General features: G+C 39.5%; 18 protein-coding genes. 10 read left to right on the top strand and 8 right to left on the bottom strand.

All coding sequences use genetic code 11. The annotated features are described in order from the left end of the window. Window positions 1-5 precede the first annotated feature (5 nt). The 5 genes from L0951_RS10525 to L0951_RS10505 all read left to right on the top strand — a co-directional run bounded on the left by L0951_RS10525 (window position 6) and on the right by L0951_RS10505 (window position 5542). Window positions 6-848 carry a serine aminopeptidase domain-containing protein gene (locus L0951_RS10525; RefSeq protein WP_234111224.1) on the top strand — a complete coding sequence of 281 codons (843 nt, stop codon included), beginning with the start codon at window positions 6-8 and terminating at the stop codon, window positions 846-848. 106 nt (window positions 849-954) lie between these two features. Continuing rightward, the gene (locus L0951_RS10520) at window positions 955-1524 is read left to right on the top strand and encodes a cob(I)yrinic acid a,c-diamide adenosyltransferase (protein WP_234111223.1); all 570 of its coding nucleotides are present in this window, start codon (window positions 955-957) and stop codon (window positions 1522-1524) included. 151 nt (window positions 1525-1675) lie between these two features. Further along, a complete protein-coding gene (locus L0951_RS10515; RefSeq protein WP_234111298.1) occupies window positions 1676-2272 on the top strand; it encodes a thiamine diphosphokinase in 597 nt (198 codons plus the stop codon). 106 nt (window positions 2273-2378) lie between these two features. Further along, window positions 2379-3770, top strand: a complete 1392-nt coding sequence (locus L0951_RS10510) for an arginine decarboxylase (protein WP_234111222.1) — start codon at window positions 2379-2381, stop codon at window positions 3768-3770. A 557-nt stretch (window positions 3771-4327) separates the two neighbouring features. After that, complete coding sequence (locus tag L0951_RS10505; RefSeq protein WP_234111221.1) at window positions 4328-5542, top strand: hypothetical protein; 1215 nt, start codon at window positions 4328-4330, stop codon at window positions 5540-5542. Between the two features lie 237 nt (window positions 5543-5779). Here L0951_RS10505 and groL read toward each other — a convergent pair whose 3' ends face one another. From groL to L0951_RS10485, 4 genes are all read right to left on the bottom strand, one after another. Then, window positions 5780-7402, bottom strand: a complete 1623-nt coding sequence (gene groL, locus L0951_RS10500; RefSeq protein WP_234111220.1) for a chaperonin GroEL — start codon at window positions 7400-7402, stop codon at window positions 5780-5782. A gap of 80 nt (window positions 7403-7482) precedes the next feature. Beyond that, window positions 7483-7761: a co-chaperone GroES gene (gene groES / locus L0951_RS10495; RefSeq protein ID WP_234111218.1), complete on the bottom strand. Its 279-nt coding sequence runs from the start codon at window positions 7759-7761 to the stop codon at window positions 7483-7485. Between the two features lie 372 nt (window positions 7762-8133). Continuing rightward, window positions 8134-10494 carry a M1 family metallopeptidase gene (locus L0951_RS10490; protein WP_234111216.1) on the bottom strand — a complete coding sequence of 787 codons (2361 nt, stop codon included), beginning with the start codon at window positions 10492-10494 and terminating at the stop codon, window positions 8134-8136. A 96-nt stretch (window positions 10495-10590) separates the two neighbouring features. Beyond that, window positions 10591-11169 (bottom strand): HupE/UreJ family protein, encoded by a 579-nt coding sequence (locus L0951_RS10485; protein ID WP_234111213.1) that lies wholly within the window; start codon window positions 11167-11169, stop codon window positions 10591-10593. A 166-nt stretch (window positions 11170-11335) separates the two neighbouring features. On the opposite strand from L0951_RS10485, the gene L0951_RS10480 reads away from it, so the two are divergent. Continuing rightward, window positions 11336-11836: a DUF6702 family protein gene (locus L0951_RS10480; RefSeq protein ID WP_234111211.1), complete on the top strand. Its 501-nt coding sequence runs from the start codon at window positions 11336-11338 to the stop codon at window positions 11834-11836. Here L0951_RS10480 and L0951_RS10475 read toward each other — a convergent pair. The 3 genes from L0951_RS10475 to L0951_RS10465 form a co-directional block, all read right to left on the bottom strand. After that, entirely contained in the window at window positions 11833-12405 is a 573-nt protein-coding gene (locus tag L0951_RS10475) for an ACP phosphodiesterase (RefSeq protein ID WP_234111209.1), read from the bottom strand. The two genes, L0951_RS10480 and L0951_RS10475, sit on opposite strands and share 4 nt — an antisense overlap. A 298-nt stretch (window positions 12406-12703) precedes the next feature. Then, the gene (gene radA, locus L0951_RS10470) at window positions 12704-14056 is read right to left on the bottom strand and encodes a DNA repair protein RadA (protein ID WP_234111208.1); all 1353 of its coding nucleotides are present in this window, start codon (window positions 14054-14056) and stop codon (window positions 12704-12706) included. Window positions 14057-14245: 189 nt separating this feature from the next. Further along, a complete protein-coding gene (locus tag L0951_RS10465) occupies window positions 14246-14773 on the bottom strand; it encodes a YceI family protein (RefSeq protein ID WP_234111206.1) in 528 nt (175 codons plus the stop codon). Window positions 14774-14987: 214 nt separating this feature from the next. Here L0951_RS10465 and L0951_RS10460 point away from each other — a divergent pair, with 214 nt between their 5' ends. Both L0951_RS10460 and yidC read left to right on the top strand, forming a co-directional pair. After that, window positions 14988-16595 (top strand): CTP synthase, encoded by a 1608-nt coding sequence (locus tag L0951_RS10460; protein WP_234111205.1) that lies wholly within the window; start codon window positions 14988-14990, stop codon window positions 16593-16595. 182 nt (window positions 16596-16777) lie between these two features. Further along, entirely contained in the window at window positions 16778-18601 is a 1824-nt protein-coding gene (yidC, locus tag L0951_RS10455) for a membrane protein insertase YidC (protein ID WP_234111204.1), read from the top strand. Between the two features lie 74 nt (window positions 18602-18675). Here the strand turns inward: yidC and L0951_RS10450 are convergent, their stop codons facing one another. After that, complete coding sequence (locus tag L0951_RS10450) at window positions 18676-19257, bottom strand: ribonuclease HII (RefSeq protein WP_234111202.1); 582 nt, start codon at window positions 19255-19257, stop codon at window positions 18676-18678. 135 nt (window positions 19258-19392) lie between these two features. Here L0951_RS10450 and L0951_RS10445 point away from each other — a divergent pair, with 135 nt between their 5' ends. Both L0951_RS10445 and L0951_RS10440 read left to right on the top strand, forming a co-directional pair. Next, window positions 19393-22398 carry a SusC/RagA family TonB-linked outer membrane protein gene (locus tag L0951_RS10445; protein WP_234111201.1) on the top strand — a complete coding sequence of 1002 codons (3006 nt, stop codon included), beginning with the start codon at window positions 19393-19395 and terminating at the stop codon, window positions 22396-22398. A gap of 10 nt (window positions 22399-22408) precedes the next feature. After that, complete coding sequence (locus L0951_RS10440) at window positions 22409-23851, top strand: SusD/RagB family nutrient-binding outer membrane lipoprotein (RefSeq protein ID WP_234111200.1); 1443 nt, start codon at window positions 22409-22411, stop codon at window positions 23849-23851. The last annotated feature ends 14 nt before the right edge of the window (window positions 23852-23865 follow it).

Below are 23865 nucleotides of genomic sequence, written 5' to 3'. Positions count from 1 at the left end.
TAAAAATGAAAGATTTAATCCTTAAAACTTCAGATAATTTTCCGCTTTCCGTCAAACTTTTTGAACCAGAACATTCAAACGGAAAACTCTTGCTCATCAACTCTGCGACCGGGGTGAAACAACAGGTCTATTTTTCTTTCGCCAATTATTTTGCAGGGCACGGTTTTACGGTATTAACGTATGATTACCGTGGAATCAATGAATCTAAACCGGAAAAACTGAAGGGTTTCACCGGATCCATGAGGATTTGGGGAACAAAAGATTTCACCACTTTAACCCATTTTATTCAGGAAAACTACGCTGATTACCGAAAATTTTGCCTGGGTCATTCCGTGGGCGCACTGATTCTCGGAATGAACAGGGACTCCAGGATTTTTGAGAAATTTATCTTTGTTGGAACCCAAGACGCATACATCGGAAATTTGCCATGGAATGTGGCATTTACTGCGATTTTCGGTTTTGGAATTGCACTTCCGGCCTGCACTAAATTGCTAGGATATTTCCCGGCAACCAGTTTCGGTTTAGGGGAATCTTTGCCCAAAGGAGTCGCATATGATTGGAAAACCCTGATCTTAAACAGAAAATCCACCAGCAAACTATTCGAGAAAATTGACGAGGATTTTTCGAAAACCTTGACCCAGGAAGCGTTCATCATTCATGCCGAAGATGATCCGTGGGTGACCATGAAAGGAATGGAAAGTCTGATGAACAGAGGTTATCCCAACTTGAAAAAAACCTATCGCGAGGTGAAAGTTTCTGAATCCCCAAAAGGCGAAATCGGCCACATCAACTTTTTCCGGACCTTTAATAAGGTTTTGTGGAAAATAGTGCTGAATGAGCTTTCTTAAAGTCAAAATCTTTTGCAAATATTTATTTCCGTAATTTTACCTCCTATTTATCAATCTTATGTAAAGACCTGCAAGCAGGGATTTGCTGGCTTTTATTTATTCAAAAATGAAAATCTACACCAAAACCGGCGACAAAGGAACCACCGCACTTTACGGCGGAACCCGCGTTTCAAAAGCATCCTCAAGAGTGGAATCATACGGAAATATCGACGAACTGAATTCCTTTATCGGAGTCGCAAAATCGGAAATAACAGACGAAAATGTAAACAAGCAACTTAAGAAAATCCAGTTCGATTTATTCACCCTCGGTTCAGAATCTGCAACGCCCACTGATCGACTGACATTGGCGAACGGAAAATCCAGACTGAGCTTAATGATTTCCGAAAAAGAAATCGAAGAACTGGAATCCTGGATTGACGAGTGGGAAAAACATTTGGAACCCCTGCAATATTTCATCCTTCCGGGAGGCGGGAAATCAGCGACCTTGCTTCACGTTTGCAGAACCATTTGCCGAAGAGCGGAACGCAGTTTGGTATTCTTAAACGAGACTGAAGAAGTTCGTGTGGAGCTGATTACATATTTGAACAGATTATCAGACTATTTGTTTGTTTTGGCAAGATATGTATCAAAATTAAATAACGATACCGAAGAATATTGGAATCCGAACAACCGATAATCCTCACTCTGGTTCTCTCCGGACAGAGCAAATTAAAAGGGCATTCAAACGAAATATTTACTTACCGGTGAAAAACATTAAAAAGAACCTCGACTCAAAAAGCTGTTCTCGGTTAAGAAGAAATTCTGGGGGTGGAAATGCCCTACTTTTCATCAACGGAGTTCCCCCTAAAGACATCCCCGAAATTGACGGTTATGATTTGATCGCCTGTTCTGACGGTGCTTTCCATTACTTGAAAGAGAAAAATTTCCCAGTGGAAAAACTCGATTTTATTTCTGGAGATTTTGATTCGCACACGGGTAATGATGACGAAATTTATGAAGAAATATTCATCTACACTCCAGATCAGGAGAAAACCGATTTTGAAAAATCCCTTGAGATCATCAAAACAAAAGGTTTTAAGCAAGTTCATGTTTACGGTGGCAGTGGCGGTGAAATGGACCATTTCCTTGGAAATCTTACGGTTGCTTTTCACTTTAAAGATGAATTGGAAATCACCTTTTTCGATGAGTTTTCTACCTATTTTTTTTCACCGAAAAATTTAGTTTTAGAGAATGTGAAAGGGAAAATGATTTCGCTTTATCCTTTTCCCATTGCCGAAAACATTGTCACAAAAGGCTTGAATTGGTCTTTAGATAAAGAAAAACTGGAAATTACCAGCAGAATTGGAACCAGAAATTTTGCTGCCAAAGATCTCGTTTCTATTGAATTTCAGAAAGGCGACCTGATTGTTTTCGTGGAAAAATAAGCAGACTTGTTTTGTAATCATTTCTTAAGTCAAAAACCGTAAATTAATCTGCCAATCCCAACTTTTTTCACCAAATTTGCAATTCAATTAAACCTCGATTTGACCCATGAAAATTAAATATTCAGAACTTATTGACCAGACCCTTTATTTCCCGACAGAGGAATTCGATGTGGCGGAAAATCAGCTTCTTTTTCACGGAATTCCTTTGATGGAAGTCGTGGAAAAATTTGGCACCCCTCTGAAATTTAATTATCTGCCGAAAATTTCCACCAATATTCAGCGTGCGAAAGCGTGGTTTAAAGAAGCTTTCGAAATCAACGACTACAAGAAAAACTACCGATATTGCTACTGTACTAAATCCAGCCACTTTGCCTTTGTTTTGGAGGAAGCGCTGAAAAACGATATTTCCATCGAAACGTCTTCGGCGTATGATATGGACATCGTGAAATCGCTTTATGACAAAGGGAAGTTTGACAAAAATGTGGAGGTGATCTGCAACGGTTTTAAGACCGATGATTACTTGACGAAAATCGCAGATTTAATCAACAGTGGCTTTGAGAATATCACACCAATCCTCGATAATTACCGCGAACTCGACAAACTGACGGAAAGCATCGATGTGAATTTCGATATCGGGATCAGAATTGCATCGGAAGAAGAACCGAAATTCGAATTTTATACCTCAAGATTGGGAATCGGTTACAAGGACATCATTCCTTATTACAGCCAAAAAATTGCAGAACATCCCAACGCAAGATTGAAGATGCTCCATTTTTTCATCAATACCGGGATTAAGGACACAGCGTATTATTGGAACGAACTCTACAAATGTCTCCGGGTTTATGCCCGTTTGAAAAAAATCGCACCCGAAGTAGATTCCCTTAATATTGGCGGGGGTTTCCCGATTAAAACATCCCTGAATTTCGATTATGATTACCAGTATATGGTGAATGAAATTGTTTCTCAAATCAAGAAATTCTGCGAAGAGGAAGGTGTGGAGGAACCCAATATCTATACCGAATTCGGCAGTTTTACCGTGGGAGAAAGCGGCGGACATCTCTATAAAATTATCTCCCAAAAAAGGCAGAACGACCGGGAAAAATGGAACATGATCGATTCTTCTTTCATGACCACTTTACCCGACACTTGGGCGATTTCCCGACATTTCATTATGCTTCCATTGAACCGGTGGGAAGACACTTATGAAAGGGTTTTTCTCGGCGGACTGACTTGCGACTCTGATGATTATTATAATTCCGAACAGCATACGAATGCGATTTATCTCCCGGTTTTCAGCGATACAAAACCTTTATACATCGGGTTTTTCCATACCGGAGCTTATCAGGAAACCATCGGTGGATATGGTGGTGTTCACCACTGTTTGATGCCGCAGCCGAAACATATCCTCATCGACAAAGATGAAGACGGGAATTTTGTTTACACGCTTTTCCGCGAGGAACAAAAACCGGAAGATGTTTTGAAGCTATTGGGTTATTGAGAAGCGGAACGTATTAGGGAATTATCTGTATAGCTTTGTCCAATTTTAAGACTTTAAGAAAGTTTTATCGTTTATTTTTGCACCTCATCATTATTTTCTACCTGATGAACTCCCATTTGAAATTGTGCAAATTGCCAAACTTACCGTACTTAATTTTGGATGGTGGAAATATTTTTTCAGCAATAATTGCAATTATTCTATTCCCTAGCAGAGTTTGAGTTGCCCTTCAGGAATGTTACAGATTTTGATTTACTGCAACCTTTGCAACTTGGTATAAAAATTTGTCATTTTAGTTTCACAGTTTCCTCATTACTCCTAATGACAGCTGCCCATGAACAAAAGACCATCTAAAAAAAAACAATTCCCCAATACTTTTGGCGAATTGCTGATTAGAAAATTGCTTACTTAAGCTTTTCTTGTTCTTTTTTTTTCTTCCTCATCATTGGCGTTTTCGGGCTACAAAAGTAATCGAAAAACCAATAAAACCGCTGTACAAGTTTGTACAATGTTAATTAAATCTAATATTTTTTGTAGATTTGTTAAAACTACCATCAGAGATGGGCATTGAAGAGAAAGACATTCAACAACTCAAGAAATCAGTTACTGAAAAGTTTGGAAAAGAAATCAGAAATTCTCCAGACTGCAATTTTCTTTCAAGTGAATTGAGCTCTCTGGGATATATGGTGCACTCCCAAACGCTTCGCCGCTTTTTCGGGGTCATTAAGTATGACGGTGGATTTTCTACTTTTACGCTGGATGCGCTGGCTATTTATACTGGTTTTAAGAATTTTTCCCATTTCAAACAAGATCTCCTCCGTAATGAGCTGGACATCTTTTTCACCGAATTTGGTGGAAAAAGTGATGATTTCTGGGACATGAGTAACAAACTTTGCCGGCAGATTACTGAATCTCCCACCATGTTGATTTCACTTCATTGCAAAATGATGAAATATCCACTGGTGAGAAAATTCTTTATCGAAGAACATCCCATGCGCGATATGATTGCAGGTGCGTATGTGCAATATTTTCAGGATTATCTGAAATTTCACCGAAACAACGAAGCGAAAATATTTGCCTACAGTTTTATGTTCATGGGTGCATTTCTCTCCGAAAACCCGGAATTTATGGAACTTTATCATCGGAAAATTGCAGAAACAGAAGTAACAGAAGAGGTCTCCATGGTTTTCGCCGGAAGGAAATTTGGGGTTCAGCTGCTGTATTCCTGGCTTAAGGGTGATGACAAAATGTTTCAGGAAGTGTATGCAGAGATGCTGGTTTCAAGAAGACTCTATCTTCCGGGCTCGATTCATTCCGTTTTCAGTTTTGAAAATGTCATTTTAGAGTACCTCATCTTTACCGATAAAACAGCTGAAATCAAATGGCTAATTGAAAACAACACCGAACAGAAAATTCCCGACTGCAGCATTTTGCCTGAAGAGCGCCTGCTTAGTCACGCCGAAAGTTTGAAGATTCTCTGCGCTGTCGCTTACTTTAAAATAGGAGACAGGGAAAATTCACTCCAGTATTTGAATGATGTGGTTTTAGATAATCTTTATTGCGGTTGCACAAAATATTTTTCAATTCTGTACTATTTTGTGAAATATGACTTTGTAGGGAAGGAGGAAAAAACAAAGATCAAAGAAAACCTCAAAAATTTGATTGAGGAGACCCACTTTTCATTTTATAACAATTGGATGAAAAAAAAGGGAAGACAGGTTTCTTTTCATTCTCGAAGGTTGGCAGCAAATCATGGAAGTTTTTGCCCTCTCTGAAGAAATGGATTTTTTTGCTGCGACCAACTATTTTCAAATCCCTAAAAAATAAATCGGTATTTCTTCGTTCCTCGAACGATAAAGGGTCACGACATGAATTTTGACTTTCAGTAAGTTATTAGAAAACTGCTGCTGCTCAATGAAAAACTTCAGGAATCAGAGTAATAAAAAAAATCCGCTCAGAAAATTCTGAACGGATTTAAATTTATGACGTTTCTGTATTCGGCTTCCCGCTTCTTACATCATTCCCGGCATTCCGCCACCCATCGGCATCGCTGGTTCGTCTTTCTTGATTTCGGTGATGACACATTCTGTGGTCAACAACATTCCAGCAACAGATGCAGCGTTTTCAAGGGCAACACGGACTACTTTAGTGGGGTCGATAATTCCGGCTTCGAACATGTTCACGTACTCGTCGTTTTTCGCATTGTATCCAAAATCTGCGTTTCCATCCGCCACTTTTGCCACAATCACAGAACCTTCACCACCTGCATTTTCAACGATTTGTCTTAATGGCTCTTCGATTGCTCTTTTCACGATTTTGATTCCGGTAGACTCATCCTGGTTTGCACCTTCCAGGTTCAAAGCGGAAATACTTCTCACCAAAGCAACACCACCTCCTGCAACGATTCCTTCTTCCACAGCGGCTCTGGTTGCATGTAACGCGTCATCAACTCTGTCTTTTTTCTCCTTCATTTCCACTTCAGAAGCGGCTCCCACATAAAGAACTGCAACTCCACCTGCTAATTTTGCCAGTCTTTCCTGAAGTTTTTCTCTGTCGTAATCCGAAGTAGTTGTTTCCATTTGCGCTTTGATCTGGTTCACACGACCTTTGATCTGCGCTTCATCTCCTCCACCGTTTACAATAGTGGTATTGTCTTTGTCGATGGTTACTTTTTCTGCAGTACCGAGCATTTCCAAAGTGGCGTTTTCCATGGTGAAACCTCTTTCTTCAGAGATTACTTGTCCGCCTGTTAAGATGGCAATATCTTCCAACATTGCTTTTCTTCTGTCACCGAATCCCGGCGCTTTTACCGCAGCGATTTTCAGAGAACCCCTCAATTTGTTTACTACTAAAGTTGCCAGTGCTTCACCTTCCACTTCCTCGGAAATAATTAAGAGTGATTTTCCCGCTTGAGCAACCGGTTCCAACACTGGAAGCAATTCCTTCATGGAAGAGATTTTTTTCTCTACTAAAAGGATATAGGGATTTTCCAATTCTGCTATCATTTTTTCAGGATTGGTCACGAAATATGGTGATTGATAACCTCTGTCGAACTGCATTCCTTCCACCACATCAACGGTAGTGTCTGTACCTTTCGCCTCTTCCACGGTGATCACGCCTTCTTTACCAACTTTTCCGTATGCTTCTGCGATAAGTGAACCAATTGTATCATCATTGTTTGCGGAGATTGCTGCAACCTGTTTGATTTTCTCCGATGAATCACCAACAACTTGGGATTGGGATTTCAGATTTTCCACCACTGCAGAAACCGCCTTGTCGATTCCTCTTTTCAAATCCATTGGATTTGCTCCGGCGGCTACATTTTTAAGACCTTCACGAACGATTGCCTGTGCCAAAACGGTAGCGGTTGTGGTTCCGTCTCCTGCAATGTCATTGGTTTTGGAAGCCACTTCTTTCACCATTTGCGCCCCCATGTTTTCCACTTTGTCTTCGAGTTCAATTTCCTTCGCTACGGAAACTCCATCTTTGGTCACATGCGGTGCACCGAAAGATTTTTCGATCACCACATTTCTTCCTTTTGGTCCCAAAGTTACTTTTACTGCGTTTGCCAGAGCATCAACACCTCTTTTTAGTGCGTCTCTTGATTCGATGTCAAATTTAATTTCTTTTGCCATAATTTTTAGATTTTAAGAACTAGACCCGCGAGTCTAGATTTTCTATTTTTGAATTTCCTGATTATTGAAGGTTGATTCTTTTATCCAATAATCCCTAAAAGATCTCCCTCTCTTACAATTAAATAATCCTTACCGTCGAGTTTTAATTCTGAACCTGAGTATTTTCCATAAAGAACTTTATCCCCCACCTTCACCGTGGTAGGTTCGTCCTTTTTACCTGGCCCCACCGCAACAACAGTTCCTTCCTGGGGTTTCTCTTTCGCCGTATCCGGAATAATAATTCCTGATGCTGTGGTTGTTTCGGCCGCATTGGGCTCCACCAAAACTCTGTCTGATAATGGTTTGAAATTTACTGACATAATATTTAATTTTTAATAAAGTTTTTGAAGTTGACTTTTTGTTCACGAAAACTTTGCCAAAGGAGTTGGAAGATGAAAGATGCAGGATGGAAGTTAAAAAATGGCAGATTTTAATTATTAATGGTGAAATTTTGGCAGAAAAAAAGCCATTTCGCAGATGGAAATGACTTTGATATTTTTAGTGCTGTTATTAAAATATTGAATTCCTGGGGAGTTCTGATCGATTGGGTTGGAATCCTTTCTACATAAATACAACTACTAAGGGGTTCTGGAATTCTGTTTTTTGTTCAGTTGTTTCCCCCGAAATCCGTAAATTACTAATCCACTCCCCACTCAATTACTTTAATTCGGGACATGTGACCAATCGGGTCTTTACTTTGCCTGCATCGGATTCACCATTCCTTTCGCTGCTCCTCTTGCCGAACCATCCAGTTTTTGTTTGAAAACGTTGAATTTTGATGCCGGCACTGCGATTTCGCCCCAAAAATTATTGGAAGTGTCTATATCAGCAGTTTCAAGCTTCGGGTCGAGCTGGATGGATTTTAACTTTTTGTCAAAATAATAAGTTTTGGAAACTTTATTTTCGTCTTTTCTCCAGATTTGTGCTGGGATTTTGTCATTGAGTTTGGTTCCGTCCTCAAAAGTGAATTCCAAAATAATCGGCATCACCAAGCCGCCTTTGTTACTGAAATCAATTTGATATGCCCGGATATTTTTTAATCTTTCAATATCTGCCGGGCTTGGTTTTTCGGTGTTGTCTGACTTGACCGTGTACTTTTTATTGGTATCCACTTTTTCTAAACCTCTGGCGTATCTCCAGTAGAAATCTCGGGTTTCTTTGTCAACATCGGTGTAAAATTGGATGTTTTTGTCTTCGCGATTTCTGATTTTGCTAATATCTTCAAAACTATTGATCTGCGGTTTATCTAGGGTATAACTTCTTTCTCTAGGTTTTGGATCCACGTCAAATTCTGGGGTGGCCATTGTCACTTTGTCAATGGAGATATCTACCGGGTCGATGCCATAGAACCACCCTCTCCAAAACCAATCAAGGTTTTCCGCACTTGCATCATTCATAGTTCGGAAAAAATCTGCAGGTTCCGGATGCTTGAATGCCCATCTTTTGGCATAAGTTTTAAATGCTTTGTCAAAAAGCTCCCTTCCCATAATGGTTTCGCGAAGAATGTTCAATCCAGTAGCCGGTTTAGAATAGGCATTTGGACCGAACTGATTAATGTTTTCGGAATTCACCATAATGGGTTCCAGCTGATCTTTCGGAAGTTTCATATAATCAACTATGGTGTGAGCGGGACCTCTTCTTGACGGGAATTTATTGTCCCACCTTTCTTCGGTGAGGTATTCCACGAAGGTATTCAGACCTTCATCCATCCAACTCCATTGTCTTTCATCGGAATTGATGATCATGGGGAAAAAGTTATGTCCAACTTCATGGATGATCACCCCAATCATTCCATTTTTTGTTCCTTCGGAATAGGTTCCGTCTTTCTCCGTCCTTCCGAAATTGAAGCAAATCATAGGATATTCCATTCCGTTTGCGGCCTCCACCGATTGTGCAACAGGATATGGGTATGGAATGGTATATTCCGAGTAGGTCAGAATGGTATGTGCCACTGCTTTCGTGGAAAATTTGCGGTAAAGTCCATATGCTTCCTTTGGATAAAGACTCATGGCCATTACCTTGTTTCCGTTTTCAGGAATCGTCACCCGCATTCCATCCCAGATAAATTTTCTGGATGAGGTCCAAGCGAAATCCCGAACATCCTTCGCTTCGAATATCCAGGTTTTTCTTTCTTTTGACTTCACTTTTTCCGCTTTTTTTGCTTCGTCCAAGGTCACAATTTCAATTGGTTCGCTTGAATTTTCCGCCTGTTTATAACGTGCTAGCTGTGCGGATGAGAGCACATTTGCGTAATTTTGACATTCACCTGTTCCTGCTACCACATGATCTGCAGGAACATTCATGGTCACTTTGTAATTTCCGAAAACCAGTGCAAATTCTCCTCTACCGGTGAATTGATTATTTTGCCAACCTTTGAAATCACTATAAACGCACATTCTGGGAAACCATTGCGTCATCGTAAAAAGATGATTGCCGTCTTCCGGGAAAAACTCATAACCACCCCGTCCGCCGTTTTTCATTCGGTCGGGAATATTGTAATTCCATTCGATTTTGAAAGTGATTTTTTCTTTTGATTTCAGGATTTGCGGCAAATCGATTCTCATCATGGTTTTATTGATGTAATAAGGAATTGGCTTTCCTGAAGCATCGGTCACCTTTTCAATATTTACACCGAGACCATTGTCTTTTGCAGGCAAATCCGTGGTCCGCAAACGGTCGGTGGTGGAAAATTCCGGAAGAGTGGAAGAAGACTGATAATTAGCATTTTTTATACTAGATTGTTGATTTTCATCTAATTGAAGCCATAAATATTCCAAATCGTCGGGTGAATTATTGTAATAGGTAATGGTTTCTGATCCTTTCAGATTCAATTTTTCTTCATCCAGATATGCATTGATTTCGTAATCTGCCCGTTGTTGCCAATATTGATGTCCAGGAGCTCCGGAAGCGGTTCTGTACACATTCGGAGTAGGCAAAATTGTTCCGAGTTGTTCGAATTTGTTCCCATGATTGCTTGTAGGGTTGTTCTGAATGTTTTGGGCAAAGCCGAAAATTGAACAAAAAAGAAAAAATGCAAAAGATTTGAGTTTCATGATGAAAATACAGATTATGAATCAATAAAATGTTAGACTTAAAAAATAGTCAAAAAAAAAGTTGATTTGTTACATGAAATTAAGTATAACTTCAAATTAAAATGGAATACGTTCAATGGTCATCTTCAGTGCCAAAGCAAAAACTCCGGAAGAAACGAACATGATCCAGTCTTTTCGATTCACTTTCAATAGCTTAGTGAAAACAAAAAGCAAAACTAAAAAAGCCAGAACAACAAGGATTTGTCCCAGTTCCAAACCAATATTAAAACCCAAAAGCGGGACCAAGAGCGACTGTTCTTTCGCCAACATCATTCTTGCAGTATTGGCAAATCCCATTCCGTGAATCAAACCGAAAAACAAAGCCAGAAAGTAATTGATTCTCATTAATTTAGATTGATTTCCTTTAAAGATTATATTGTCCAGCGAAGTGATGACGATGGTTAAGGGAATCAGGAATTCTACCCAATCTGAGGAAACCCTAAAAACATCCAGCACACTCAAAGCCAACGTGACCGAATGTCCGATCGTGAATGCGGTGACCAAAATCAAAACTTTTTTCCAGTCGTGGAATGCATAAACGGCGACCAGCGCCAAAATAAAAAGCTGATGATCCAACGCGTCGAGCGAAATTATGTGTTCCCAACCGAGGTGGAGATAAAAAAGAAAGTCCTGCATTTGCCTGAATTTTTGAATCAGCGATAATACAAATAATATTTTAACTTTGTTGAAAATTGTGACGATGACCTATATCCTTGAACTTGAAAATAAATAAAAAAACTGAGGTTTTAATTTATTTTGCAATTCGGAAAGTTCCAAGAAAATTACGTGATTTATTACACCAATGAAAAAACTCCTCCTTCTACTCTGCTTCTTCTTCTTTCATTTTTCTTCCGCCACGGAAATACACCCGTATCATGTTGGATCTGTAGAGTTTAACTATAATTCGAAGTCAAAAACCTTTGAGATTTCCAGTAAATTTTTCTTGGATGATTTAGAAAATGCCCTAAAAGAAAAATACGGAAAAGCGGTTCACTTTAATGATGAAAAATTTAAACCGATCATCAATGAAATTCTTTCAAAATACTGCGCTGAATATTTAAAGTTGAAAACCGACAATAAATTTCTGAAAATCAACTATATCGGTTATGAGGAAGACAGTGAATCGGTGCATATTTATCTGGAATCGGAAACGGTGAATCAGCCAAAAAAAGTGGAAACCGCTGTGAGTTTTCTTTATAATTTGTTTGATGACCAAATGAACATCATCCACATTATTGTGGAAGGAAAAAGGCAAAGTGACCGATTGAGTTATCCGAACCGCTATCTTTACAAAAACTTCTAAAATCCGGAATTGATTTTGGTTACCTGCTCCAATAGCACGGGGAAGAAAACATCGAAATTCTTTTTTAACTCAGGTTTATTGTTAAGGAAAATCTCGAAAACCGGTAAATCTTTTCTTAAATATTTCGCTTTGTTCAAGACATTCTGAATAGAAAACTGGATTCCCCAATCTTCTCTGTAATTATAAAGCCAGTTGTCTTTCTGCATTTTTTCCAGCATCAAAATCAGATTTACGGGCAAGAAGTCCTGATGATTTTTGAGTGCCGCATAAACTTTCTGCGAATGTTCGAAGAGCTGTGGTTCTGGTAACGAGTTTGCCAAAAAATAATCAAAACTCACATCCACAAATGCACCGGAATACAATCTTACCAGTGGTGAAAAAAGTTTTTTTGCCTCAAAAATTGCTGGGTGCGAATCAGTAAAAGTATCGATTTCGCGATGAAGCGTAATACCCTGCTGAATTTTTGCGGGAAAAGAAAACCGCTCATCATTCCTTATGAAATCCTGTAGAAACTGCCCTACAATCTGCTCGTCGGAAAAAGTGAGATAGGAATGGGCTAGAAAATTCATTTTATGAAAGGAAGCTTTGTTAGTGCTTGAAGCGGTAAGAACGTTTTGAGCTCAATGTGTTTTTTCAAAATTATCACACCATTCAATGGTTTTTCAAAGAATCAATAAGGTGGCAATTTCCCTTACAAAGTTGGTGTAAAAAAGAATACGGATATTCAAAAATAATCGAATTTTTTTTTCTTAGAAAATCTTGCAGCCGTCAATTCCCCTGTTGAAAACGTGATAGAAACGGTTAGGTTCTAAAGGATAAACGTTTTTGCATCATTTTACGTTTTTGTGGCAAATCCTTGTCAGTCCTCTAAACGCCGAGAACGCTTTCAAGAAAATCCTCTATCTTACTCACTTCTACAATCGAGATACCTAATTTTCTTTTCGGTATTTTATTCAAATTTGAAACGAAAATTTTCTCATAACCTAATTTTTCGGCTTCTGAAATCCGTTGCTCGATTTGCGGAACCGGACGGATTTCCCCGCTCAAACCAATTTCTCCGGCAAAACAAAAATGCTCCCGAATCGGCACATCCTCATTGGACGAAAGCACAGAAGCAACCACTGCCAAATCCAAAGCAGGATCATCGGTTTTTATTCCACCTGTGATGTTCAGGAAAACGTCTTTTGCACCCAATTGAAACCCTGCCCGTTTTTCCAAAACCGCCAAAAGCATGTTTAATCTTTTGGAATCAAAACCGGTGCAGCTTCTCTGCGGCGTCCCGTAAACCGCAGAACTCACCAGTGCTTGAATTTCAATCAACATTGGACGGTTTCCTTCCAAAATGACTCCCACCGAATTACCCGAAAGTTCTTCCCACTTTTTCGTGATGAGGATTTCAGATGGATTCTTAATCTCCTTTAAACCCTGGGAAATCATTTCATAAATCCCGATTTCTGCAGTGGAACCGAATCGGTTTTTGTTGGCCCGAAGCAAGCGGAAAATGTGATTCCGATCGCCGTCGAAATTCAAAACCACATCCACCATGTGTTCCAAAACTTTCGGACCGGCGATTTGGCCGTCTTTGGTAATGTGGCCCACAAGAAAAACCGGCGTGTTGGTTTCCTTCGCGAATTTGATGATTTCATTGGAACATTCCCGGATCTGGGAAACCGTTCCGGGTGAACTTTCAATCAACTGGCTTTGAAGCGTCTGAATGGAATCGATGATGATGAAATCTGGTTGAAGTTTTTTGGCTTCATGAAGGATTTTCTCCACTGCGGTTTCGGTAAAAAGGTAGCAGTTGGGATTCTGAAGTTCAGTCAAACGATCAGCACGCATTTTTATTTGCGACGCACTTTCCTCTCCAGAAACGTAGAGGATTTTTCTTTTCATTTTGAGCGCCAGCTGAAGAAGCAGGGTAGATTTGCCAATTCCAGGTTCACCACCGATTAAGGTGACGGAACCCAAAACAATTCCACCGCCAAGAACTCTATTTAATTCCTCGGAAGGCGTATTAATCCTGGCCTCTTCATTGGTTTCCACCTCGATGATGTTGATGATATGCTGTTTGGACTTTTCCGAATAACTTTTTGAGGAAGATTTTTCCACGATTTCTTCCACCAAAGTATTCCATTGTCCGCAGTTTTTGCACTGTCCGAGCCATTGAGGATACTGAGTCCCACAATTCTGACAGAAATATGCTGTTTTTAGTTTTGCCAATGTTTAAGAGTGATTCCCCGATTCTTCGGGATTAAAAATAGACGAATAATACTTGATGGTGCAAATTACGAAAATTGCGGGGCAAAATTTTATTTAATTTGATTGATTTTACACAGGATGAATTGTGTTCAAAAAAAAACCAGCCCGTTCAAAAACTTGGCTGGTTCCGTTACTATATATTTATCTGTGTTAGTTAGCCACTATATTGACTGTTACTTTTATCTCGTCACCAGTCTTAACTCCAAGGAATCCAGGTCTTTCCATTCCGAAATCTGAAAGTTTCAGCTCTTCATTACCGGTAATTTGATAAGAATTTCCATTTTTCACCACATTTACCGGGAAGGTGACATCTTTTGCAACACCTGCAATGCTCAATTTTCCTGTCAGGTTGCCTTTTCCTACCGGAAGAGAGGCCGCTGTGAATGTGATGTTTGGATTTTTGTCTGCTTTAAGAGCGCCATAAGCCTTATTATCCATCATTTTCCCTTTTGTACTGACCAGATTTTTGGCGGGCATGGTGAACTTCACATTGGTAATTGCATTTCCGCTGACCTTTCCTACAAAAGTTGCTGACGATGATGTCATTACCCAATCATGCATGGGAGAGGTACCGTCCACTGTAATTTTTGTTGATTTACCGCTTATGTTTTGGGCATTGATCAAGCCGAACATGATGATGGCAAAAAAAGCCAGAATCAATTTGAATGAGTTTTTCATTTTTTTATATTTTAAAATTATTTTCAATCACATTTTCTATTCTTTGGACCTAAATCCTATGTCAAAGTTAAAGGTATTACTGCTAAAATTGGCTGACAAAACTCATCATGGAATCATGAAATAAATCAGCAGCTTTAATGAATGAAATTTCTTATTTTTTGGTGGCGATTGCTGCGTTAAAGATTTTACGCTAACTTTGCACAAACCTAATCTAATGAGTAAAAAGACCACCAAATACATCTTCGTGACGGGAGGTGTTACTTCATCTTTGGGCAAAGGAATCGTGTCGGCTTCGCTCGGTTTGCTACTGAAATCCCGGGGTTACAAAGTCACCATTCAAAAACTCGATCCCTATATCAATATTGATCCCGGAACTTTAAACCCGTATGAACACGGCGAATGCTACGTGACAGAAGACGGAGCAGAAACCGATCTGGATTTAGGCCACTATGAACGATTTCTGGATTCCCAAACTTCCCAAAACAACAATGTCACCACGGGAAGGATTTACCAAAGCGTTATTGAAAAGGAGCGTAAAGGTGATTTTCTGGGTAAAACGGTGCAGGTCATTCCGCATATTACCAATGAGATCAAGAGAAGAATCAAAATTTTAGCGAAAAAAGATTTCGACATCATCATCACCGAAATTGGCGGGACCGTTGGTGATATCGAATCGCTTCCATATATTGAGTCTGTTCGACAACTGAAGTGGGAACTGGGCGAAAATAATTCCATGGTGATTCACCTCACTTTGCTTCCCTATTTGGCATCAAGTGGTGAACTGAAAACAAAACCCTCCCAACATTCGGTACGTCAACTGATGGAAAGCGGAATCCAGGCAGATGTTTTGGTTTGCCGATCCGAATACCATATCCCAAAAGAACAGCGGGCAAAACTTGCTCAATTCTGCAATGTTCCCCTGGAAAATGTGATTGAATGTAAAGACTTGGCCACAATTTATGAAGTTCCGATTTATCTTCAAAAACAACATTTTGACGATGTGGTGCTGAAAGAATTGGACCTGAAATCGGACAAACAGGCCGATCTGAAAGACTGGAAGAGTTTCCTCAAAAAATATCAAAACCCTAAAAGAAAAGTAGAAATCGCACTGGTTGGAAAATATGTTTCGTTGCAAGATTCCTACAAATCCATCGCAGAAGCCTTCATCCACGCCGGTTCAGATTTGGAAACCGAAGTGAAAATCAGATGGGTTTACAGTGGAGACGTCCATAAAGATAATCTGGAAGAAACTTTCCAAGGAATCGACGGAATCCTCATCGCACCTGGATTTGGCGACCGGGGAATCGAAGGAAAAATCCTCTCCGCAAAATATGCACGGGAGCACCAAGTTCCACTTCTCGGGATTTGTCTTGGAATGCAGATCATGACCATTGAGTTTGCCAGAAACATTTTAGGGATGACGAAAGCCAATTCAATGGAATTTGACACCTCCACGCCGGAACCGGTAATTTCACTCATGGAAGAACAGAAAAATGTGGTGGATAAAGGTGGAACGATGAGACTTGGCGCTTGGAAATGCACTTTAAAAGCCGGTTCAAAACTCGCAGAAATTTATGGCACCAAAAATATTTCTGAGAGACACCGCCATCGATACGAGTTCAATTCTGAATTTCAGGAGGATTTCGAAAAGAATGGTCTGGTTCCCACCGGATTCAATCCGGAAACCGGTTTGGTAGAAACATTGGAACTGAAAAATCACCCATTCTATATCGGGGTGCAGTACCACCCGGAATACAAAAGTACAGTAGCAACGCCGCATCCTTTGTTTAAAGCGTTTATCAAGGCTGCGACAAAGAAATAAATTAGTAGTCCGTTTTCAGGCGGACTTTTTTATTTAATGCCAAAAAGCCTTTCCTTTTTAAAAATTTAAGTATTTTTGTCAGCCAAAATAATAAAGTTTAAGATTTGGGAATTTCATCCGTCTAAAATAATGTTTTACACGATCATTTGGACTTCAGATGTTCAAACTTCAAAAAAATAGAAATGCAGCAAAATAACGGTTTAGATAAAAATCAACTCATCAGTTTCGCTTTGTTCTCGATGCTCTTAATCGGTTTTATGTTTTATTTTCAGAATAAACAGCAAAACGATGAGCAATTGAAAGATGCCAAAAACGGCACAAAAGTTTCCCAGACTGTTCAGCAGAACCAAGCAAAACCGGCAATGGCCACCAATCTGAATGACAGCTTAAAAACCACATCGATTCAGAACATCGAACTGAAAAACAAAGAGCTCACTTTGGGAATATCCACTTTGGGCGGTCAGATTTCTACCGTGCAGCTGAATGAATACCAAGCTTATAACAAAGCTGCAGATAAAAATGACAAACCGCTTTTGCTCTTTAACAAAAACAATTCCGCATACGGATTTCAGTTTAAAGATAAAACGGGAAAAGTTTTCAGCACCAAAGATTTGGTTTTCTCTCCAAGCCAAAGCGGCAATTCTGTGACCATGCAGGCCAATGTGAATGGCGCAACGATTCAGTTTATCTATACACTTCTAGACAAATACACGGTTGATTTTAATGTGAAAACCCTGGGTTTATCACAATTGATTCAAGACCAAAAAGCAAATTTCGTTTGGGATTATAATGTTCGCGAACAGGAAAAAGGCCGGTCACAAGAACAGACCCACAGTGAATTCAACTATACTTTCAATAATTACAAAAGTTTCGATTACGACGGAAGAACCACTATGGACGAAGCCAGTGAAACTTTGAACTGGCTTGCGATCAAGCAGCAGTTTTTCGGAGCAGTCATCGAACCGCAGAATGGTTTTAAGAATTCCAAAGGAAACCAGGAAATGGTTGAAGAGGGTGAGTTTCTTAAAAAGTTCAATTTCAACGGACAGGTTGATTTGGTTGGAAACGAGCTGAACCAGGATTTCAAATGGTATTTTATGCCTTTGGATTTGAAATTATTAAAATCTTATGAAGGGAAGAATTTTGATGAGTTGCTTCCTTTGGGTTGGTCGTTTATTGGAACAATGAACCGCTGGTTTTTCATCCCGATGTACAATTTCATTTCAAGTTGGGGAATTGCTGCGGGTTGGGTGATTTTCCTGATGACGATTTTCGTGAAAATCATCTTGTCGCCGGTAATGTTTAAGCAGCACAAGCTCAGTGCGATGATGCGGGTGATTCGTCCGGAGATTGACGAAGTGAATGCCAAATACAAAGACGCCGATCCCATGAAACGCCAACAGGAAACCATGGCTGTTTACCGGAAAGCGGGCGTGAATCAGATGGCGGGATGTTTACCCGGTTTACTCCAGGTACCTATTTTCTATGCCCTGTTCCGATTTTTCCCGAACATGATCGATTTGCGGGGAAAAAGCTTCTGGTTTGCAAAAGACCTGACCGCTTATGACGATGTGATTAAACTTCCTTTTCATATTCCGTTTTTGCAGGACCACTTGAGTATTTTTGCGATTGCCTGTACAGCGGTAATTCTGATTTATACGGTGATGACTGCTGGAAACATACAGCAACCAACTCAACCTGGAATGCCAAACATGAAAGTGCTGATGTATATTTTCCCTATCACGTTCCTGTTTTTCTTAAACACTTCGGCTTCAGGACTTTCCTGGTATTATTTTGTTTCCAATGCGATCAATATCCTTATCATTTTAGTGATTAATTATTGGATTCTGGATGAGAAAAAAATCCACGCACAAATCCAGGCAAACAAACAGAAAGAGCCAAAACCTGAAGGGAAATTCCAAAAGAGAATGCGCGAGATGATGGAGAAAGCCCAGGAACAGCAGAAATTACAGCAGCAGCAGGCAACGAAAGGCAAGAAAAAATAACAGTCCTTAATAATATATAAGAAAACGGAAAATTAACTTCCGTTTTTTTTGTTCCAATTTTCTCCTACCATTATTTAATAAGCAAGTCTAAAAGATTTCCGGTGGTGAATAGTCGGGCCATATTTATTTAATGCTTCTCTATGCTGTTTGGTTGCATAACCCATATTTCTTTTCCAACCATATTGTGGAAATTCCTCATGCAAATCAATCATTATTTGGTCCCGATAATTTTTTGCCAGAATGGAGGCACATGCAATGGATAGCAATTTCGAATCACCTTTAACAACACATTGATGCGGAATGGATGGATAAGGATAAAAACGGTTTCCATCCACCAAGATCAGTTCCGGGCGAATAACGAGCTGATCTAATGCCAAATGCATCGCATGAATACTGGCATTGAGAATGTTATGCTCATCAATAAATTCGGGGGGCAGTTCCGCAATAGCGTAGTCTTTAACATGATCTTTAATGTAAGAATCCAATTCCAATCTGGTTTTGGAGTTTAACTTTTTAGAATCATTAACCAAATTTTGCTTAAAATCCCCGTCCAGAATCACTGCTGCAGCCACCACGGGACCACATAGACACCCTCTTCCCACCTCATCACAACCCGCTTCAATATAAAGATTAGTCAAATTTTTTAATAAATCCATAAAAATTACATTCAATAAGGAATCGAAATTATGATTAATTTAACGTTGCAAATTTATTAAGAATTTTTTAACAAAAAATTTGGTCATATTAATAAAGTTTTGCACATTTGTGACAATGAAAAAATTTAATTTGATATGAAGAAATTAACAACAAGCGTTTTAGCTGTGGTTTTAACTTCGTCATTTGCCTTGGTAAATGCACAGAAAGACACCGCTAGAACAGATATCGAAGGCGTTGTAGTGACAGCACTCGGTATTAAAAGAGCAAGTAAATCTTTGGGTTATGCAACTCAGAGCATTAAAGCTGATGACGTAACAAAAACGCCAACGGCTAACTTCAGTAGCAACCTTTCCGGTAAAGTTGCTGGTCTTAACGTTAAGAGCAGTGGTAACATTGGAGGATCTGTGGACATCACACTGAGAGGGTACCGTTCAATGACAGGTAACAACTCCGTATTGTTTGTTGTTGATGGCGCACCGATGATTAACTCTTATACGAGCATTAATACATCGAGATTAGCGGTCGATACAGGGAATACAATTTCCGATATCAACCCTGAAGATATCGCTGAAATTAACGTCTTGAAAGGTGCTGCTGCAACCGCACTTTACGGTTCACGTGCATCCAATGGTGCGATTATTATCACTACGAAAAAAGGAAAAAGATCTAATAAATTAGACCTTGACTTCTCGTCCTCTATTTCGTTTACTGAAATTAATAAGGACACTTTCGTAAAATATCAGGACAAATACGGACAAGGTTATGGAAGAGGATATGGTTATGCTCCAAATGACTTTTTCGATGCTTATCAAGGACAACCTTTAGCACCGTTGTACGAAGATGCTTCTTATGGTGCAGCTTATGACCCTAATTTGTTGGTTTGGCAATATACCGCCTTCATTCCGGGATCAAAAGATTTTGGTAAAGCGACGCCTTGGGTAAAAGCTACTCACGATCCATCTTATTTGTTTGAAAAGGCATTTAGTTTTAATAATTCCGTGTCTGTTTCTAAAGCTAATGATGTATCTTCTTTCCGTTTGTCTTATCAAAACGTTCAAGGAAATGACATTTTGCCAAACTCTAGATTGGACAAAAATAGTGTTACCGGTAACGCATCCTATAAGATTGCTGATAATTTAACTGCAAACCTATATGCGACTTACGTTGTTCAGGAAACAGTAGGTAAAAACCCAACTGGATATCACGGTATGATGGGTAACTTCAGACAATGGTGGGCAACCAACGTTGACATGTATGATCAAAGAGATCTTTATTTCATGAATAAAGCAAACAACTCTTGGAACATGCAATCTCCTTCAAATACAGCTCCATTGTATTGGGATAACCCATATTTCCGTCTTTATGAAAACTACATTTCAGACGAAAGACAAAGATTTGCAGGAAACTTTAGTTTAAGCTATGATGTGACCAGCAAAATCAATTTATTAGGAAGAGTTTCTCATGACGGTTTCAACTATATGATCGATGAGAGAAGAGCTGTTGGCTCATTACCAGACACCATGTCCATTGGACCTGCAACAGGTAACCAACCATCAGGATACGCAGTTACCAACCAAAGAAGAAATGAAGAAAACTTCGACTTCATTGGAACTTACAAAGATAACTTCTCAGAAAACATCACTTTCACCGGATTGCTTGGTACGAACATCAACATCCAAAAATTGTACTCCAACTCACAAGGAACACAAGGTGGACTGTTCATTCCAGGAGTATATGCAATCTCTAACAGTGCTGCCGCAATGAACGCTCCTTTAATTACAGATAATCAAAAGAGAATCTATGGTCTTTTTGCTCAGGCTTCATTAGGTTTCTATGATACTTACTTCGTAGAAGGATCAATCAGAAGAGACGTTTCCACAGCGTTGCCTCTTCACAACAATGTCTATTGGTATCCATCTATTTCGGGAAGTGTTGTGATTTCAAACTGGAGTTTCTTAAAAGATTCTGCACTTAATTTTGGTAAGATCCGAGCTTCTTACGCACAAGTTGGTAGTGATACTGGTGCTAACCAGTTGCTGAATACTTATGGGGTAACGACCGCGTTTGGTTCACCAACCTATGTTTACAACACCACAGCTAAAAACCCTGACCTAAAACCTGAAATGACCAAGTCTTTGGAGGCGGGAATCAACTTGCAATTCTTCAAGAATAGAATTGGAATTGATGCCGGATGGTTTAGGAATGATACTTCAGACCAAATCCTAGCGCTTCCTGTAACATCCGCGTCTGGAACCCCATTCAAATTCCAAAACGTAGGTAATATGAGATCTCATGGTTTCGAAGTTGCGTTAAACTTAGTTCCCATCAAAACAACCGACTTTACTTGGGGCCTCGATGTGAACTGGTCAAATCCAAGATCAAAAGTTACCGAACTATCTTCAGGTGTTAAAAACATTACTTTAGGTTCTTTCCAAGGTGGGGTCACCATCAATGCATCATTGGATGATGATTATGGAACCATTAAAGGATCAGATTTCACCTATGATGCCAATGGAAATAAGATTATTGCTGCAAACGGAAAATATGCTTTGTCAAACACTGACGCAAAAATCGGAAATATGCAGGCAGACTGGATTGGAAGTGTTACCAACAGAATTTCTTACAAAGAATTTGCACTATCATTCCAAATCGATGTAAAACAGGGGGGACAACTATTCTCACTTGACCAATATTACGGACAAGCAACTGGTCTTTACCCTGAAACCGTATTTTTAAATGACCTTGGAAATCCAGTAAGAAACTCACTTGCAGATGGAGGTGGTCTAATTTTACCAGGTGTTTTAGCTAACGGAACGCCAAATAATATAAGACTGGACGCAGAATCTTTTGGTGCAATGGGTTATAACGTGTATCCTGCTTCACAGTTTGTCTATGACGCTTCTTATGTGAAATTGAGAGAGGTTGCTTTAACATATACAATGCCTAAAAAGTTCCTTGCTTCGACTTTTGTTCAAGGAGCCTCATTTAGCTTGATTGGAAACAACCTTTGGATCATTAAAAAACATGTACCTTATGCAGATCCTGAATCTGGTTTAAGTGCGGGTAACGTTCAGGGATACCAAACCAGTGTACTTCCTACGACAAGAACAATTTCATTCAACGTTAGACTTAACTTTTAATTAAAAAAAAATGAAAAAAATAATAGCATCAATCTTATTGGTATCTTTACTGCAGTCTTGCGGCAGGGAATCCATGTCTGAGATTAATACAGACCCGAACAGTTACTATACCACTGTTCCATCGACACTAGTGACCTATGCGCAAAAACAGTTAACGGATTATGTGACTACACCTAACGTAAACATCAATAACTTCCGATTGACAATGCAATATTGGCAAGAAACCACCTATTTGGATGAAAGCCAGTACGATTTTTCGACAAGAAACGTGGCTAATAATGTGTGGACTTATTTATACGTTCGTTCATTGAAGAACTTGGACCAGGCAAAAAAGTTGATCAAAGCCTACAAACCAACTGCGGCAGAAGCTGCAAGCTGGCCAACCACCATGAAAAATCAGCTGGCCATTGTTGATCTTCTACAAGTTTACACTTATCAAATTTTGGTTGATACCCACGGCGATGTACCTTATAAAGAATCTTTGGACATCGATATGTTCCCACTTCCGAAATATGATTCAGGGAAAGATATTTATGCTGACCTAATCACGAGAACCAAAACAAATCTAGCCAATTTAGATGCTTCTGGAAAGAGTTTTTCATCCGGTGAAAAAATCTATAACGGAAACGTTGCAAAATGGAAAAAATTTGGTAACTCTTTGCTCATTAAGCTTGGTATTGCATTGGCCGATTCAGATCCAGCATTAGCTCAATCAACCATTCAGGCCGGAATTACTGGTGGGGCAATTATGTCAAGTGCAGATGATTGCGTTCTTCCTTATTTAACATCACCAAATTACAGTCAGCTGTATACAAACCTAGTGGCTAGTAACCGTACCGATTATGTTGCAGGAAGACCTTTCGTTAACTACCTAAAAAATAGCAACGATCCAAGAATTGACCAGTATTTTCAAAAAATTAACGGTGATTACGTAGGAGGTGCCATTGGAGAGAAATCACCAGCAACAGTGAACTCCCTGCCAGGAACTTTTGCTTATGCACAAACTACTCCAGGAATACTCTTGAATTCTACAGAAATTGCATTTTATATTGCTGAAGCTTCTGCAAGATGGGGAATCGGAGGTGATCCCGCAACCAATTACGCAAATGCAGTTACGGCATCATTTAAACAATGGGGTAAAACCACTGCCGAAGCAGCTACTTATCTTGCTGCACATCCATACGATGCAGCTAACTGGAAAAAATCAATCGGTGAGCAAGCTTGGGTAGCAATGTATGATCAACCATTGGCAAGTTTCAATTTTTGGAGAAGATTAGACTTCCCAGTATTGCTGCCAGCTACCAATGCGGTTGCAGAATCAGAAGGTAAAGTACCAGTTCGTTTGAAATATCCAGTATCTGAACAAACAACCAACCCTGATAATTATGCTGCAGGATCAGCAGCAATTGGTGGCGACAAACTTACTACCAAGTTATTCTGGGACAAAAACTAATCAAATTAGTAAAA

Origin of the sequence: Chryseobacterium sp. R2A-55 (assembly GCF_021401085.1) — a bacterium.
Lineage (GTDB): Bacteria > Bacteroidota > Bacteroidia > Flavobacteriales > Weeksellaceae > Kaistella.
This window is presented reverse-complemented; position numbering and strand designations above follow the sequence as displayed.